Genomic DNA, 15,395 nt, shown 5'->3' with positions numbered 1-15,395 from the left:
CTTAGCCGCGGGAATGGGTAAGGCCGGCACCCCGGTGAATTGTTCATCTCGAACAGTTCACATCGGGTGCCGGCCTTACTCTTATGCGTTAGTCATCCGTTGCCGGACCCCGCAGATCAGTCGCGGGTGAGGCGCCGGTGGGTGACGCGGTGCGGCTTGGCGGCGTCGGGGCCCAACCGCTGGACCTTGTTCTCCTCGTAGGATTCGAAGTTGCCCTCGAACCAGTACCACTTGGAGGGGTTTTCGTCGTCGCCCTCGTAGGCCAGGATGTGGGTGGCCACCCGGTCCAGGAACCAGCGGTCGTGCGAGACCACCACGGCGCAGCCGGGGAACTCGAGCAGCGCGTTTTCCAGGCTGCTCAGGGTTTCGACGTCGAGGTCGTTGGTGGGCTCGTCAAGCAGCAGCAGGTTGCCGCCCTGTTTCAGGGTGAGGGCGAGGTTCAGCCGGTTCCGCTCACCGCCGGAGAGGACGCCCGCCTTCTTCTGCTGGTCCGGGCCCTTGAAGCCGAACGCGGCCACGTAGGCGCGGGACGGCATCTCGACGTTGCCCACCTGAATGAAGTCGAGCCCGTCGGACACGACCTCCCACAGGGTCTTGTTGGGGTCGATGCCGCCGCGGCTCTGGTCCGCGTAGGAAATCTTGACCGAGTCACCAATCTTCAGGTCGCCGCCGTCGAGCGGTTCCAGGCCGACGATGGTCTTGAACAGGGTGGTCTTGCCCACGCCGTTGGGGCCGATGACACCCACGATACCGTTGCGGGGCAGGGTGAAGGACAGCCCGTCAATCAGGACCCGGTCCTCGAAGCCCTTCTGGAGGTTCTTGGCCTCCAGGACCAGGCCGCCCAGGCGGGGTCCCGGCGGAATCTGGATCTCTTCGAAGTCAAGCTTGCGGGTACGGTCCGCCTCTGCAGCCATTTCCTCGTAGCGGGCCAGACGGGCCTTCGACTTGGTTTGGCGCCCTTTGGCGTTGGAGCGGACCCACCCGAGTTCCTCGGCGAGGCGCTTGGCCTGCTTGGCGTCCTTCTTGCCCTGGATTTCCAGGCGGGCGCGTTTTTTCTCCAGGTACGTGGAGTAGTTGCCCTCGTAGGGGTACAGGTGGCCGCGGTCCACTTCGGCGATCCATTCAGCCACGTGGTCCAGGAAGTAGCGGTCGTGGGTCACGGCAAGGACGGCGCCGGGGTAGCTGGAGAGGTGCTGTTCGAGCCACAGGACGCTTTCGGCATCCAGGTGGTTGGTGGGCTCATCGAGGAGCAGCAAATCCGGCTTCTGCAGGAGCAGCTTGCAAAGTGCCACGCGGCGGCGTTCACCACCGGAAAGGTTGGTGACATCAGCATCGGCCGGCGGGCAGCGCAGCGCGTCCATGGCCTGTTCCAACTGGGAGTCGAGGTCCCACGCATCGGCGGCGTCGATGGCTTCCTGCAGCTTGCCCATTTCTTCGAGGAGGGTGTCATAGTCAGCGTCGGGGCTGGCCATTTCCTCGGAGATCTCGTTGAAGCGCTGGATCTTTCCGTAGATCTCGCCCACGCCTTCCTGGACGTTGCCCAGGACGGTCTTTTCCTCGTTAAGGGGTGGTTCCTGGAGCAGGATGCCTACGCTGTAGCCGGGACTGAGCCTGGCCTCACCGTTGGAGGGCGTGTCCAGCCCGGCCATGATCTTCAGGATGGTGGACTTACCGGCACCGTTGGGGCCCACAACACCAATCTTGGCGCCCGGGAAGAAGGACATGCTTACGTCATCAAGGATGAGCTTTTCGCCAACGGCCTTGCGGGCCTTGGTCATTGTGTAGATAAATTCCGCCATGGTCTCAAATCTAGTGGGTCGGCGGGCAGATCTCACATTTGCAGCCGGCAGGCTACCGCCATCAGGAGCCCACGAAACATTTACCGCTGGCCAGCACCGGAAGCACCGTGACGGTTACAGCGCCTTCGCGCACCTGCCCGATGACACAATCCCTCCCCTGCAGCACGGCCGCTTCGATGGCATCCGCTTCCAGTCCGGTGGGCGTCCGGCTTTGCGATACCTGGAGAACACCCGGTGCGATGCCTGCACCCGTCAGGGCTTCGCTGACCTGGGCTGTGGCCGGTTTCGGGGTTCCGCTTGCCAATTTGGTAAGAGTGTCCGTCACAGTGCGCTTCACCGCCTCGGTAGCCGCTGCAGCCGCTGGCGCCCCACCGGACGTGTCGGCCAGCGGTTCTCCGCTGGGACGAGCGCTTCCCGCGGCCGAACCAGTTGCCTGGGCCGGCTCCTGCGGTCCACCGTCGGTTGCCTTGGCCTGCGGCGACGTCTGCCCCTCGCTGGCCCCGAGTGCCGGTTGGCTCGCGGAAGGGCCGGCAACACACCCCGACAGCACACAGGCCAGGGCGAGGCACGCCAGTGCTGCACCGGCGCGTTTGTTGGGCCGCTGGTAAGGGGTGGGATGCATGGTGTCATTCTGCCATGGACGCAGGCATCGACCGGCGTGCAAGACCGGTACCCGGCGTGGGGCTGCGGGAAGCATCGTCCGGAACCGTCGGCAGCAATAGGCGGCCGGCCATCAGGCATTTGACGGGCGGATGGAGGGCGGCCGGGGGGTGCCGCCGTCCATCCGCCCGGGACTGAACGGGGACGCTGGTAAGTAATACGCGTTTCCTAGACCTCGGCGAGTTCCCCCGTTTCCAGGTCCAGCGAGGCGAGGGCACCGTCGCTGTCCTCGATGACGACGGAGGGCTGGCCGTGGTCCTCGGCGTGTTCATCCTCCTGGTCCTCCAGTTCATCCGGAACCTGGTCCATTCCGGCGTCATCGGGAACTGGCGGCTGCTCCACCAGGGAGAGTGCCGGCCTGGACGCCGTACGAATGAAGTTTGCCGACCCAAAGGTGAGATCGTGCCCCACGGCCTCCGCGTCGATGATGGTGGAGTGGTACACCCGGCCGTCCTTTTCCCAGGTGTGGATCTTCAGCTTGCCCACGACGATGACCGGCTGTCCCTTCCTGATGCTGCAGCCCAGGGTTCCAGCAAGGTTGCGGTAGCCCTGGACCGTGTACCAGTTGGTGTGTCCGTCACCCCAGGTCCCGGATGCCCGGTCAAAACGGCGGGCGGTGGACCCGAGCCGGAAGGAGGCCGTTGCCACTCCCCCTGGCGTGGTGGAACTCGTTATCTCCGTGGCCACGAAGCCCCGGATGGTGATGATCGTTTCGCTCATGTCTACGTCCTGTCTGGATGGTGGCGCCTTTAGCAGGCATGACCAGCATCGCGCCGGACAACGGCGGACAGCAGGCACGGATTTTCATATGTGGACAACAACCGCCGTTACATCGTGTGTGGAGGAGGGGTGGCGGCAGGATGCCGCCACCGGCACCCCGGGCAATGTAAACTTTTGGAGGCGCCGGCCCCTGGGCCGGAAGCCGATGCCTCAGTAGCTCAGGGGATAGAGCAGCGGCCTTCTAATCCGCCGGTCGGGGGTTCGATTCCCTCCTGGGGCACCGAAAGATGCGGTCCCGGCCAGCCGACGCGCTGGGCGGGACCGCATCTTTGTATCCTTCGGATGCAGCCAATTGCCGCTCTTCCTGTGAAAAAGTCCGTCACCCGCCGGCCCCGTTTTGATGCCGTTAGATCCCGTCCATTAGATTAAGTCCGGCATTCCATGGGGGAATGGGATGAGGGCAGGTCCATTGAAAACGCGGGTGACAAAAGCACTGTCATATCTCGGCGCGCTGGTACTGGTCAGCCTGCTGTCCTGGTGGAGGCTCCCGGCACACGCGCAGGGCGTCCTCTGGGCAGAGGACGGGGCCGTCTTCCTGTCCGATGCCATGGCCCCGGACGATCGCTGGACGCCATTCAAGCCCTACGCGGGATATCTGCACTTCATCCCCCGCATAGCGGCAGAAATCGTGGTCCGGGGATTCGCCGTACCCGACTACGCATACGCCATGAACTTCCTGGCCTGCGCAGCCCTCGCCTGCATAGCACTGATGACCTTCCACTGCTCGAGTTCCCTGACGACGAGTGTATGGATACGTGGAGCATGGGCAGCGATCCCCATATTCGTGAACGTGGGAGCGATCGAAACACTTGGCAACTTCGCGAATTTGCACTGGTACTTGCTCTGGCTCGCCCCATGGCTCCTGATCAAACCGGCACGAACGCGGGCTGAAGCGCTCCTGCTGTTCGGTGCAGCATTCGCCACGGCATCGACGGAGATCATATCGGTCCTCTTCACCCCGTTGTTCCTCTACCGCTGGCGCAACCGCAGCCTGTGGCCTGCGAAAGCAGGACTTGCACTGGGATTGTGCGCTCAGTTGTACACCACGGTGACTTATCCGAGGGCTCCGTACACGCAATACCAACTGGATCCAGCATCACTGATCTACGGGTGGCCGCTAAACACCGTGGGGCCCCTGGTCTATGGTTACGCACGGGCACTGACCCAGCAGATCGTCAATTTCGGCGCCGCACCGGTAATTTTGGCGTTCCTGATCATTGCTGTCGCCACCGCGGCCGTCTTCATATACGGGCGGCGGCAGCACCGCCGCCTGGCGATAATGTTCCTCTCCGCGTCCATTTTGGTGTGGATTGCCTGCGCCGCGGCGAACCCGGCGCCGTTCCTCGATTACGCCCGGTTTACCGACGCCGATTGGATTGAACAGTTCGCGTTCACCCGGTATTCGGTAGCAGCCACAATGTTTGTCCTGGCCATAGTGCCGGTGCTTTCGTCTGCGTTGGTGAGGTGGGCACACTGGACACAGCCAGCGATTCTGGTGGGTTTTGGCCTGCTCCTAACGTCCATGTACTTCCCTCCCTTCACGACCAGGGACTCCGGACCGTCCTGGGCTGAACAGGTGGCCACCGGAGCAGAAAAGTGCAGCTCCGGCGAAGCGGCTGCTTTCACCGCTGCTGTTGCACCGCACTACTTCACCGGCTCCGTCGAGATACCCTGCCCGGCGCTCGAAAAATGACTGCGGGATGACCAACGGCCAGTCTGCTTAAAACGTAGCTTTTCCTTTAGCGCTACTGCAGCCGGTGCGGCGCCTCCACCAGCGACCGGATGACGCTGCCGGCTGCGCCCAGCAGCGCGCCCGACTCGCCCACCGCGGAGACTGTGACCTGTTCGGACGCGTACTTGCCCGGGGCGTATTTCTGCACGCTTTCGAGCAACGGGCCGCGCAGCCAGGGCTCGAGGACCGCGAAGTGCCCACCGAGGACCACCGAGTGGATATTGACCACCCGCGCCGTTGACGCGAGCGCGATGCCCAGGCAGCGGGCCGCCCGTTCAACGGCGGATACCGCCTGGGTGTCTCCGCCCTCCAGCGCCCCCAGCAGCGCGGACATGCTGGCGGACCGTGCTGCAGCCTCCGGAGCCAGGCCGGATGCGGCGAAAATGGCGTCCTGGCCGGCGACGGTTTCAAGGCAACCGGTACCGCCGCAGGAACAGCGGCCGCCGTCCGGCTCCACCACGATGTGTCCCACTTCGCCGGCATGGCCTTCCGGGCCCGTGAACAGCTCGGACCCGATGACGATCCCGCCACCGACACCCACTTCGCCAGAGACAAACAGGAAGTCGGAGGCACCGTCCGGCCGGTACCTCAGTTCCGCCAGGGCTGCGGCGTTGGCCTCGTTGAAAAGCGCCACACCCAGGGGAGCTTCGGGCAGCAACGCACCAAGGTCAAGGTGCACATCGACCCACCCAAGGTTGGGGGCGGTGAGTACCCGGGCCGCGGCAGGGTCAACGAGTCCAGGAACGGCCAGCCCCCCACCGAGGACCTCGACCCCCCGCTCGCCCGCCGCGCTCCGTACCCGCGCGGCCAGGACTGCCAGCGCCGCCAGCACCGGGGCGTCCGGGCTGTTGCGGTTGTCGCGCTCCTTCACCTCACGGATCAGGACATTCCCGGCCAGGTCAACCACGGCCGCCGAGATGTAATCCACATTGATTTCCATCCCCATGACGGCGCGCCCCGGGTTAAGCTCCAGTCCGACACCCGGCCGGCCGCGCCCCTGAGGGTTCAGGCCTATTTCCCGAATGATTCCGGCGTCCAGGAGGTCCAGCACCAGGCTGGAAACCGACGCTTTGGTCAACCCGGTGGCGCCGGCTATCTGCGCGCGGCTGGGAAAGGTGCCGCGCGGGAATTCCGCGATTGCGCCCAGGACCAGGGCAAGGTTGCTGCGCCGGACATCCCCGACGCTTCCGGGGGCTGCGCCTCCCGGTCCCGCCACTGCAGGCGCCGGCATCACCATCACAAAGCTCCTTGGTTTATGGCTCCGATAATTTTTCCGGCTGTCGCAAGCTGGACCTATTGACCCCACCCTACGTCCGCTCATATAGTTCAGGCAATGAACTAATGCTTCGCAATCCCGCGAAGCGCCCGATCGCAAGGACGCAATCATGACCCTCTCCCCCACCCCCGCCGACAAGTTCACCTTTGGCCTTTGGACGGTCGGCTGGACTGGAGCCGACCCGTTTGGCGTCGCCACCCGCGCCTCCCTTGACCCGGTTGAAGCAGTGCACAAGCTCAGCGAGCTGGGCGCCTATGGCATCACCTTCCATGACAATGACCTGGTTCCGTTTGGCGCCTCCGCCTCGGAGCGGGAGCTGATTCTGAAGAACTTCCGTGCAGCCCTGGCCGAGACCGGGCTGAAGGTTCCGATGGTCACCACCAACCTGTTCAGCCACCCCGTCTTCAAGGATGGCGGCTTCACCTCCAACGACCGCTCGATCCGCCGCTTCGCCCTGTCCAAGGTCCTGCGCAACATCGACCTCGCCGCCGAACTCGGTGCCGAAACTTTCGTCATGTGGGGCGGCCGCGAAGGCAGCGAATACGACGGGTCCAAGGACCTGGCCGCCGCGCTGGACCGCATGAAGGAGGGCGTGGACACCGCAGCCGGCTACATCAAGGAGAAGGGCTACAACCTCCGCATCGCCCTGGAGCCCAAGCCGAACGAACCCCGCGGCGACATCTTCCTGCCCACCGTGGGCCACGGCCTGGCCTTCATCGCCCAGCTGGAACACGGCGACATCGTGGGCCTGAACCCCGAAACCGGCCACGAGCAGATGGCAGGGCTGAACTTCACCCACGGCATCGCCCAGGCGCTGTGGGCCGGCAAGCTCTTCCACATCGACCTCAACGGCCAGCGCGGCATCAAGTACGACCAGGACCTGGTCTTCGGCCACGGCGACCTCACCAGCGCCTTCTTCACCGTCGACCTGCTGGAGAACGGCTTCCCGAACGGCGGCCCCAAGTACGACGGCCCCCGCCACTTCGACTACAAGCCCTCCCGCACCGACGGCTACGACGGAGTGTGGGAGTCCGCCAAGGCCAACATGGCCATGTACCTCCTGCTCAAGGAGCGTGCCCTGGCCTTCCGTGCAGACCCGCGGGTTCAGGAAGCCCTCAAGACCTCAGGCGTCTTTGAACTCGGCGAGTCCACCCTCGCCGCCGGTGAAAGCACCGCGGACCTGCTCGCAGACGCCGCAGCCTTTGAGGACTTCGACGCCGACAAGGCCGCCGAACGCTCCTTCGCGTTTGTCCGGCTCAACCAGCTGGCCATCGAGCACCTGCTGGGCGCCCACTAGCCACTTAGTACCCGCTGCGGGGCCCTGGAGATAATCCAGGCCCCGCAGCGTTTCCATTCCTGCACAAAAACATTCCTGCACAAGAAAAGAACACCCATGCCGCTCGTAGCCGGAGTCGACAGCTCCACCCAGTCCTGCAAAGTAGTCATCCGCGATGCGGACACCGGGGCGCTCGTCCGCCAGGGCCGGGCCGCCCACCCCGAGGGCACCGAGGTCCACCCGGACCACTGGTGGACTGCCCTGCAAAAGGCCGTGGCGGACGCCGGCGGGCTCGATGATGTCAGCGCCGTCGCCGTCGGCGGCCAGCAGCACGGCATGGTCTGCCTGGACAGCGATGGTGCGGTGATCCGTCCGGCGCTGTTGTGGAATGACACCCGGAGCGCAGGCGCAGCCGCTGAACTCATCGAGAGTGCCGGCGGCGGCGATCCCGCCGCCGGAGCGCAGTACTGGGCCAGTGCCACCGGCACCGTTCCGGTCGCATCCCTGACGGTGACCAAGCTGCGCTGGCTGGCAGCCAACGAGCCGGAAAACGCCGCGAAGGTGGCCGCGGTCTGCCTCCCGCACGACTGGCTGACCTGGCGGCTCGGCGGCTTCGGGCCAGGCAGCGGAGCAGAGGGATTGGCCGCCCTGGCCACTGACCGCTCGGACGCCTCAGGCACCGGGTATTATTCGACCGCCGAAGGCACGTACCTTCCGGACGTCCTGACCGCATCGCTCGGCCATGTGCCGGCCCTTCCCAGGGTCCTCGGGCCGCTGGAAACGGCAGGAAAGACTCCGGCAGGCGCTCTCCTGGCTCCCGGCGCCGGCGACAACGCGGCCGCCGCCCTCGGTGCAGGCGCCGCACTGGGCGACGTGGTGATGTCGCTGGGCACATCAGGCACCGTCTTTGCAGTGTCTGACAACCCGGCGGCAGATCCTTCCGGGCTGGTGGCAGGGTTCGCGGATGCGGCCGGCCACTACCTGCCGCTGGTATGCACGTTGAATGCCACCCGTATCTTCGATGCCACCGCTGCCCTGCTCGGCGTGGACCTGGCGGAGTTCAACCAGCTGGCATTGTCGGCCGGGCCGGGCGCGGGTGGCCTCACGTTGGTTCCCTACTTCGACGGCGAGCGGACGCCGAACCTGCCGGATGCCACCGGCTCACTGCATGGCATCACCCGGGCCAACTACACCCCAGCCAACCTGGCGCGCGCCGCCGTCGAAGGCGTGGTCTGCTCCCTGGCCGACGGCCTGGCGGCCCTGCAGGCGCAAGGCGTGCAGCCAAAGCGGATCCTCCTGGTCGGCGGGGGCGCCCAGTCGGTTGCTGTGCAGGAAGTCGCCGCCAGCCTGCTGGGAACGGCCGTCACCGTCCCCCAGCCGGGTGAGTATGTCGCCGACGGAGCCGCGCGCCAGGCCGCCGCGGCACTCACCGGACAATTCCCCAATTGGGCGGCAGACGCCGTCGACCTTCACCACGGAACGGACGACGCCGGCGTGCTGGCAAGGTACCGCAGGTTCGCCTCGCTGTACACGTAGGGCAGCAACAGCCGCGGGCAGGAAAGGACCCGGACCAGCGGTGGGACAACCACCGCTGGTCCGGGTCCTTTCATGTGGGGCGCAGGCTCCTGCCGTGACGTAGCAGGAGCCCGCGGTCTTACACCAGGTCAGGCATACGGCAGGACAAGCTCCGCGTACCGCTCCTTGACCGTGGCCAGGACAGCATTGCCGTCCGTGTCCCAGATCTCCTGGTTGAAAATTTCCACCTCAATGTGACCGGTGTACCCGGCCTCGCGCACCCAGGTGCCGATGGTGGCAAAGTCCACCACGCCGTCGCCCATGTACCCGCGCGAGAGCAGCGGATCGGCGGCGATGGGCATGTTGAAGTCGCACACCTGGTAGGAGGCAATCCGGTTCTCACGTCCGGCACGTTGAATCTGCGCCTTCAGTTCGGGGTCCCACCACACATGGAAAGTGTCGACGGCGACCCCCACCGTCGCTGCATCGAACGGCGCCGCGAGGTCCAGGGCCTGCCCCAGGGTGGAGATGAGTGCGCGGTCCGCAGCATACATCGGATGCAGTGGTTCCAGCACCAGGCGGACGCCGTTTTCCTGCGCGAAGGGCACCAGGTCAGCAAGCCGGTCGGCCACCCGCTGCCGGGCGGCCACGATGTCCTTCTCCCCCGGGGCCAGTCCCCCCACCACCAGAAACAGCTCCCTGGTGTCAAGGGCCACGGCTTCGAGGATGGCCGCGCGGTTGTCTGCGAGCGCGGCGGCCTGCCCTTCGGCGTCGGCGGCGGTGAGGAATCCGCCACGGCAAAGGGAAGACACCCGAAGGCCGGCGTCCTTGATGAGGCGTGCAGCCTTATCAAGCCCGGCTTCCTCGACGCGGTCCCGCCAGGGGCCGATTGCCGGAATCCCCGCGTTGACACAGCCCTCGACCACCTGGGCGAGCGTCCACTTCTTGGTGGTGGCGCTGTTGATGGAGAGGCGGGAGAAGTCGCTCATACTCCCACCCCGTTGATCCGCAGGTAGTCGGACATCCGGAAAGCCGCGAGCGCCGGATCCCTCAGCAGGCCGGCCTTGTCGGCCAGCTCAAAGGTCCTGGACAGGTGGCACACCGAGCGGCCCGAGTGCAGTCCGCCGACCATCTGGAACCCCTGCTGCTTGCCGTTGAGCCAGGACATGAAGGCGATGCCGGTCTTGTAGTAGAACGTGGGGGCGCTGAAGATGTGCTTGCCCAGTTCGCGGGTGGAGTCCAGGATTTCGCGTGCCTTGGCGGCGTTTCCGGCCTCGTAGTTCTGCAGGGCAACCGAAGCGGCCGGGTAGATGGCCGCGAAGATGCCAAGCAGGGCGTCGGAGTGGTGGGTACCGTCGCCGTCGATGAGCTCGGGGTAGTTGAAGTCATCGCCGGTGTAGAGGCGGACACCCTCGGGCAGGGCAGCGCGCAGGGCCACCTCGTGGCTGGCGTCGAGCAGCGAGACCTTGACGCCGTCCACCTTGTCCGCGTTGTCCCGGATCAGGCCCAGGAAGGTTTCGGTGGCGGTGGCGACGTCGCCGGAACCCCAGTAGCCGGCGAGGGCGGGGTCGAACATGGTGCCCAGCCAGTGCAGGATGACCGGCTGGTCCACTTCCTGCAGCAGTGTGGAGTAGACGCGAAGGTAATCCTCCGGACCACTGGCCACCTTTGCCAGGGCACGCGACGCCATCAGGATGACCTTGGGCCCGGCCTCGGCGATGACGGCGATCTGTTCGCGGTAGGCCTCCAGGACTGCCTTGATACCGGCCTCACCGGTGGGCAGGGCGTCGATGTCCAGCTGGTCGGTGCCGGCGCCGCAGGATACGAGGTCCCGGACGGACTTGCCCGCGGTGGCCGGGCTGTTGGCCGAAACCACCGAGGCAGCCTCCACCCCTGTGCGCTTGATGAGCTGCTGCGTGGCGGCCCAGTCCAGGCCCATGCCGCGCTGGGCGGTGTCCATGGCATCGGCAACGCCCAGGCCGTAGGACCACAGCTCATGCCGGTAGGCCATGGTGGCGTCCCAGTCGAGGCGCGCGGGGGCGCCCGGGGTGTTGTCGGCCAGGACCTCGGGAATGACGTGGGCGGCGGCGTAGGCACGGCGCGCCGTCAAGGGGGCAGCGGGCCGGGCCCAGGCAGTGCCGCCCTGCAGGCGGTACTCCCTGGTGCCGCCATCTTCGGACGGAAGGATGAGTGAAGTCATTAGAGGCTGATCTCCGGGATGTCGATGGTGCGGCGTTCGTCGCTGGAGCGCAGGCCAAGCTCGGCCAGCTGGACACCGCGGGCGGCGGACAGCAGGCCGAAGCGGTGTTCGCGGCCGGCGACCACATCGCGCAGGAACTCTTCCCACTGCAGTTTGAAGCCATTGTCGAGCTCGGCGTTGGCGGGAACTTCCTGCCACTGGTCACGGAAGGACTCGGTGACGGGGAGGTCGGGGTTCCAAACGGGCTTGGGGGTGTGCGCGCGCTGCTGGGCGACGCACTTGTTGAGGCCGGCAACTGCGGAGCCGAGAGTACCGTCCACCTGGAATTCCACCAGTTCGTCGCGGTAGACGCGCACTGCCCAGGAGGAGTTGATCTGGCCGATGACCTCGTCCCCGCCCGGGGTCTCGAGCTCGAATATGCCGTAGGAAGCGTCATCCGCGGTGGCCTTGTATTCCTTGCCCGCTTCGTCCCAACGGGCGGGGATGTGGGTAGCCGTCTTGGCATTGACGCTCTTGACCTTGCCGATGATGCCCTCAAGGACATAGTTCCAGTGGCAGAACATGTCCGTGGTCATTCCGCCACCGTCTTCCTTGCGGTAGTTCCAGGACGGACGCTGGGCCGCCTGGATGTCGCCTTCGAAGACCCAGTAGCCAAATTCGCCGCGGATGGAGAGGATGCGGCCAAAGAAGCCCTCATCCACGAGGCGGCGGAGCTTAACCAGGCCGGGGAGGTAGAGCTTGTCATGGACGACGCCGGCGGTGACGCCGGCTTCCTTGCCGATCCGCGCCAGCTCGATGGCCTCTTCCAGCGTTTCCGCCGTGGGCTTCTCCGTAAAGATGTGCTTTCCCGCCAGCATTGCCTTCTTCAGGGTGGCGGCGCGCAGGCTGGTCATGGAGGCATCGAAAACGACGTCGACAGTGGGGTCGTTGATCACGGCGTCCAGGTCAGTGGTCCATTCAGAGACCTTGTGCTTTTCCGCCAGCTCCCGGATCTTGGCCTCGTTGCGGCCCACCAGGATCGGCTCCACCTGGACCCGCGTACCGTCCTCCAGGGTGAAGCCGCCGGCATCGCGGATGGGCAGGATGGAGCGCAGCAGGTGCTGGCGATAACCCATCCGGCCGGTAATGCCGTTCATGGCGATGCGGATCGTTTTCGTTTCGAAGCCCATGTGTCCTCCACGGTGAGTGAGCAATGTACTGAAGCTAAGTGGGAAAGCGCGTTCCCGCTGCTTCAATGATGCACGGCGCGTTTCCCGTTGGCAAGCGCTTTCCGGAAGTAGTTTGAACTGCCATAATGTGCTTAGCCTTTGAGCCCCGACCGACGACCAGGAGATGCAGTGGCTGCAAGTACCCTTACCGAGGTGGCACGCCTTGCCGGCGTCTCCCCCGCCACGGCTTCACGCGTGCTGAACGGCTCGGCCCGCAAGCCGGGCAAGGACATCGCCGAGCGGGTTCGGCAGGCGGCGGACTCGCTGGGCTACATTCCGAATGCGCAGGCCCAGGGGCTGGCAAAATCCAGCTCGGGCCTGATCGGGTTGATCGTCCACGACATCGCCGACCCCTACTTCGCCGCGATCGCACGGGGAGTCCAGGAAGCCGCGAGGGAACAGCGCAAGATGGTGCTGCTGGCCACCACCGGGGGCGGACCGGCGGAGGAGAAGGAAGCGGTGGCCGCCTTCGCCGCCCGCCGTGCGGACTCGATCGTCATTGCCGGATCCCGCTCCTGCCGGAGCGAGGACCAGGACGGCAACGCCGAACTGGCGGCGGAGCTTGACCGGTACTGCCGGAACGGGGGCCAGGTGGCCGTAGTGGGACATCCCGTGGTGGGTGCCACCGTCCAGGAGGGTTACCACGTAGTCAGAGTCCCCAACCAGGAGCTCGCGGGGCAGCTCGCCACCGAACTTGCGGCAGGCTGGGACGGCGGCTTCGTCATTGTCGCCGGACCCGAAGGCCTCCTGACCTCCGATGACAGGGTGCGCGGCTTCCAGGAAGGACTGGAGCGCGCAGGGCGGGGGCAGGCGGAAGTGATCAGGACCGCATTCAACCGGTCCGGCGGCTATGAGGCCGGGCTTCAACTGGCCGAACGGATCAAGGCCGCCCAGTCCAGCGCGACGGCGGGCGGGAAGCTCTGTATTTTCGCCGTCAATGATGTGATGGCCATCGGGGCGGCCGCTGCCCTCCGCGCGGAGGGCCTGCGCATCCCGCGGGACGCCGCCATCGCCGGCTTCGACGACATCGAAACCCTTCGCGACTTCCGGCCGGCCCTTTCCACCGTCCGCCTGCCGCTGGAAGACATTGGACGCTTTGCCACCCGGGCCACTGGTCCACAGCCCAACGGCGAGGACACGGACCACGTCCACCCCGGTGACGTTACCGGCGAGGTCACGCTGCGGCGCAGCACGGAGGTGGCAGCGTGACGGCGCCCCGCGGGCTGACCGCCATTCCGGCACATCCGGAAGCCGCTGGGCCCCGGCCGGCAATCCTGGTCCTCCCCGGCGGAGGCTATGCCCGCCAAGCCGACCACGAGGCCGAACCCGTCGCGGAGTGGCTCGCCTCCCTTGGCATCCATGCCTTCGTACTGCGCTACCGCGTGGCACCGCACCGGCATCCGGCTCCCCTGGAAGACGCCAAGGAAGCCATGCTCCACATCCGGAGCGGGCAGCATGGGCTCGCCGTGGACCCGGACCGCGTGGGCGTCCTTGGCTTCTCAGCCGGAGGACATCTGGCCGCCACCCTGAGCACGGCCGCGGCCACGGGGAATCCGAAGCTTGACCTTCCCGCCGCGGTGCCGGACCTTTCGGTGCTGTGCTACCCCGTGGCGTCACTGACCCACGAGCCGCACCAGGGATCGGTGGCGAACCTCCTTGGCGACGCACCGCCCTCGGACCTCCTGGCGGCGCTGTCGGCGGAACTGAACGTCACTCCCGGGACTCCCCCGGCGTTCCTCTGGCATACTGCCGACGATGAAGCCGTGCCGGTGAGCAACAGCCTGAACTACGCCAGGGCCTTATTCGCTGCCGGCGTCCAAGCGGAACTCCATGTCTTCCCGCAGGGACGGCATGGACTGGGACTTGCCCCGGGCGAGCCAGGGCCGGACCAGTGGACTTCGTTGTGCGCCGCGTGGCTGGAACGTTCCGGCTGGGCGGACGCCCGCGCGGGTGCTGCCGCGGCCAGCCAACGCTAGTCCAGGGCCCGGATGGTCCAGGCCGCCGAATGGGACTGGCCGGGCTGGAGGTGTACCAGGTCCGTTCCCGAGTTCAGGGCGTCCGGCGGGCAGGTCATGGGTTCAACGGCCAACCCCAGCCGGTCCGGGCCAACGGGCTTGTCACCGGTGTGCACCTGGACCCAGGGCCACTCCGTCCCCCATTCCAGCTCCACGCCCGTGCCGGACGGGTCGTGCACCCGCACCCGCGCCAGGCCGGAACCGTCCCGGGAAATGTCTGTGAAGGCATGGTCGATCTTGACCTGCCCCAAGCGCCGGACCGAGCGGAAGTCGAAGGCGTCGCCGTCAACCTGCCGCAAGGCTACGGGCAGCAGGCGGTCGGGCGTGACCTCAAGGTAGGTGCGGGCAGGAAGTTCCAGCGACCAGTCGTCCAGCGGCGAGGCGCCGGCCACGAGATAGGGGTGCGGGCATACCCCGTAAGGAGCGGGGACAGAACCGGTGTTGACCGCATGCACCGTTGCATGGAGTCCGTCGTCTGCAAGGGCATACGTAACGGTCAGGTCGAGATCGCCCGGGTATTCGGGGCCGGGCGGGATGTGGCAGCTTAGGACCGCCCGGTCTTCGGCCGTTTCCTTGACCTCCCACGCCCGGTGGATCGCCAGGCCATGGAGGGCGCAGCCGCGTTCCGGTTCGTTAACGGCCGCAGCAAAGGACCTTCCGGCGTAGGTGTAGGTGCCGTCCGCCAGCCGGTTGGGCCAGGGCGCACAGACGACGCCCCGGTAGTCGGGAACGGGGCCGTCCGGGCCGAAGCCCACCACCAGGTCCCTGTCGCCATGGCGCAGTTCGCGCAGCGCTCCCCCCCGGACGGTCACGACGGCGGAGTAGGCTCCGTGGGCCAGGTGGACTTCTGTTCCGGGCATGGGTTCCCTCTGCTTCAGAATGTGTTAGCGCTCACCAGCGTACCTCACGCACCTCGTCAATACTGGCTAAAGTG

General features: G+C 66.2%; 13 protein-coding genes and 1 tRNA gene. 6 read left to right on the top strand and 8 right to left on the bottom strand.

The annotated features are described in order from the left end of the window. Positions 1–116: 116 nt before the first annotated feature. From ettA to ACFO0G_RS08215, 3 genes are all read right to left on the bottom strand, one after another. Positions 117–1,799 carry an energy-dependent translational throttle protein EttA gene (ettA, locus tag ACFO0G_RS08225; RefSeq protein ID WP_376977004.1) on the bottom strand — a complete coding sequence of 561 codons (1,683 nt, stop codon included), beginning with the start codon at positions 1,797–1,799 and terminating at the stop codon, positions 117–119. Between the two features lie 61 nt (positions 1,800–1,860). Continuing rightward, positions 1,861–2,421: a DUF6993 domain-containing protein gene (locus ACFO0G_RS08220; RefSeq protein WP_376977003.1), complete on the bottom strand. Its 561-nt coding sequence runs from the start codon at positions 2,419–2,421 to the stop codon at positions 1,861–1,863. A gap of 206 nt (positions 2,422–2,627) precedes the next feature. Next, entirely contained in the window at positions 2,628–3,179 is a 552-nt protein-coding gene (locus tag ACFO0G_RS08215; protein WP_376977002.1) for a single-stranded DNA-binding protein, read from the bottom strand. Between the two features lie 207 nt (positions 3,180–3,386). On the opposite strand from ACFO0G_RS08215, the gene ACFO0G_RS08210 reads away from it, so the two are divergent. Both ACFO0G_RS08210 and ACFO0G_RS08205 read left to right on the top strand, forming a co-directional pair. Then, positions 3,387–3,459, top strand: a tRNA-Arg gene (locus ACFO0G_RS08210). Between the two features lie 201 nt (positions 3,460–3,660). After that, a complete protein-coding gene (locus ACFO0G_RS08205; protein WP_376977001.1) occupies positions 3,661–4,932 on the top strand; it encodes a hypothetical protein in 1,272 nt (423 codons plus the stop codon). Between the two features lie 52 nt (positions 4,933–4,984). Here the strand turns inward: ACFO0G_RS08205 and ACFO0G_RS08200 are convergent, their stop codons facing one another. Beyond that, on the bottom strand, positions 4,985–6,208 hold the full coding sequence (locus tag ACFO0G_RS08200) for an ROK family protein (protein WP_376977000.1): 1,224 nt from the start codon (positions 6,206–6,208) through the stop codon (positions 4,985–4,987). A 148-nt stretch (positions 6,209–6,356) separates the two neighbouring features. On the opposite strand from ACFO0G_RS08200, the gene xylA reads away from it, so the two are divergent. Together xylA and xylB are read left to right on the top strand one after the other, a co-directional pair. Continuing rightward, positions 6,357–7,544, top strand: coding sequence for a xylose isomerase (xylA, locus tag ACFO0G_RS08195; protein WP_286397541.1), 1,188 nt, complete (start codon positions 6,357–6,359; stop codon positions 7,542–7,544). 96 nt (positions 7,545–7,640) lie between these two features. After that, positions 7,641–9,059 carry a xylulokinase gene (gene xylB / locus ACFO0G_RS08190; RefSeq protein ID WP_376976999.1) on the top strand — a complete coding sequence of 473 codons (1,419 nt, stop codon included), beginning with the start codon at positions 7,641–7,643 and terminating at the stop codon, positions 9,057–9,059. Between the two features lie 128 nt (positions 9,060–9,187). Here the strand turns inward: xylB and ACFO0G_RS08185 are convergent, their stop codons facing one another. Genes ACFO0G_RS08185 through ACFO0G_RS08175 form a run of 3 tightly spaced genes read right to left on the bottom strand, consistent with a single transcriptional unit; the run spans position 9,188 to position 12,407 of the window. Continuing rightward, positions 9,188–10,027 (bottom strand): sugar phosphate isomerase/epimerase family protein, encoded by an 840-nt coding sequence (locus ACFO0G_RS08185; RefSeq protein WP_286397545.1) that lies wholly within the window; start codon positions 10,025–10,027, stop codon positions 9,188–9,190. Then, positions 10,024–11,238 carry a dihydrodipicolinate synthase family protein gene (locus ACFO0G_RS08180; protein WP_376976998.1) on the bottom strand — a complete coding sequence of 405 codons (1,215 nt, stop codon included), beginning with the start codon at positions 11,236–11,238 and terminating at the stop codon, positions 10,024–10,026. The genes ACFO0G_RS08185 and ACFO0G_RS08180 overlap by 4 nt, the downstream gene beginning before the upstream one ends. Then, positions 11,238–12,407 carry a Gfo/Idh/MocA family protein gene (locus ACFO0G_RS08175; protein ID WP_286397550.1) on the bottom strand — a complete coding sequence of 390 codons (1,170 nt, stop codon included), beginning with the start codon at positions 12,405–12,407 and terminating at the stop codon, positions 11,238–11,240. The genes ACFO0G_RS08180 and ACFO0G_RS08175 overlap by 1 nt, the downstream gene beginning before the upstream one ends. 168 nt (positions 12,408–12,575) lie before the next feature. On the opposite strand from ACFO0G_RS08175, the gene ACFO0G_RS08170 reads away from it, so the two are divergent. Both ACFO0G_RS08170 and ACFO0G_RS08165 read left to right on the top strand, forming a co-directional pair. Further along, positions 12,576–13,655: a LacI family DNA-binding transcriptional regulator gene (locus ACFO0G_RS08170; RefSeq protein WP_286397552.1), complete on the top strand. Its 1,080-nt coding sequence runs from the start codon at positions 12,576–12,578 to the stop codon at positions 13,653–13,655. Continuing rightward, positions 13,652–14,422 (top strand): alpha/beta hydrolase, encoded by a 771-nt coding sequence (locus ACFO0G_RS08165; RefSeq protein ID WP_286397554.1) that lies wholly within the window; start codon positions 13,652–13,654, stop codon positions 14,420–14,422. The genes ACFO0G_RS08170 and ACFO0G_RS08165 overlap by 4 nt, the downstream gene beginning before the upstream one ends. On the opposite strand, the gene ACFO0G_RS08160 is transcribed toward ACFO0G_RS08165, so the two are convergent. Continuing rightward, a complete protein-coding gene (locus tag ACFO0G_RS08160) occupies positions 14,419–15,321 on the bottom strand; it encodes an aldose 1-epimerase family protein (RefSeq protein ID WP_376976997.1) in 903 nt (300 codons plus the stop codon). The two genes, ACFO0G_RS08165 and ACFO0G_RS08160, sit on opposite strands and share 4 nt — an antisense overlap. Positions 15,322–15,395: the final 74 nt, after the last annotated feature.

The sequence above is a fragment of the Arthrobacter sedimenti genome (assembly GCF_042652025.1).
Classification (GTDB): domain Bacteria; phylum Actinomycetota; class Actinomycetes; order Actinomycetales; family Micrococcaceae; genus Arthrobacter; species Arthrobacter sedimenti.
This window is presented reverse-complemented; position numbering and strand designations above follow the sequence as displayed.

Coding starts and splice junctions, on each gene's coding strand:
- ettA (WP_376977004.1), bottom strand. CDS start 1,799: ATGGCGGAATTTATCTACACAATGACCAAGGCCCGCAAGGCCGTTGGC.
- xylA (WP_286397541.1), top strand. CDS start 6,357: ATGACCCTCTCCCCCACCCCCGCCGACAAGTTCACCTTTGGCCTTTGG.
- ACFO0G_RS08180 (WP_376976998.1), bottom strand. CDS start 11,238: ATGACTTCACTCATCCTTCCGTCCGAAGATGGCGGCACCAGGGAGTAC.
- ACFO0G_RS08215 (WP_376977002.1), bottom strand. CDS start 3,179: ATGAGCGAAACGATCATCACCATCCGGGGCTTCGTGGCCACGGAGATA.
- ACFO0G_RS08200 (WP_376977000.1), bottom strand. CDS start 6,208: ATGGTGATGCCGGCGCCTGCAGTGGCGGGACCGGGAGGCGCAGCCCCC.
- xylB (WP_376976999.1), top strand. CDS start 7,641: ATGCCGCTCGTAGCCGGAGTCGACAGCTCCACCCAGTCCTGCAAAGTA.
- ACFO0G_RS08220 (WP_376977003.1), bottom strand. CDS start 2,421: ATGCATCCCACCCCTTACCAGCGGCCCAACAAACGCGCCGGTGCAGCA.
- ACFO0G_RS08185 (WP_286397545.1), bottom strand. CDS start 10,027: ATGAGCGACTTCTCCCGCCTCTCCATCAACAGCGCCACCACCAAGAAG.
- ACFO0G_RS08160 (WP_376976997.1), bottom strand. CDS start 15,321: ATGCCCGGAACAGAAGTCCACCTGGCCCACGGAGCCTACTCCGCCGTC.
- ACFO0G_RS08175 (WP_286397550.1), bottom strand. CDS start 12,407: ATGGGCTTCGAAACGAAAACGATCCGCATCGCCATGAACGGCATTACC.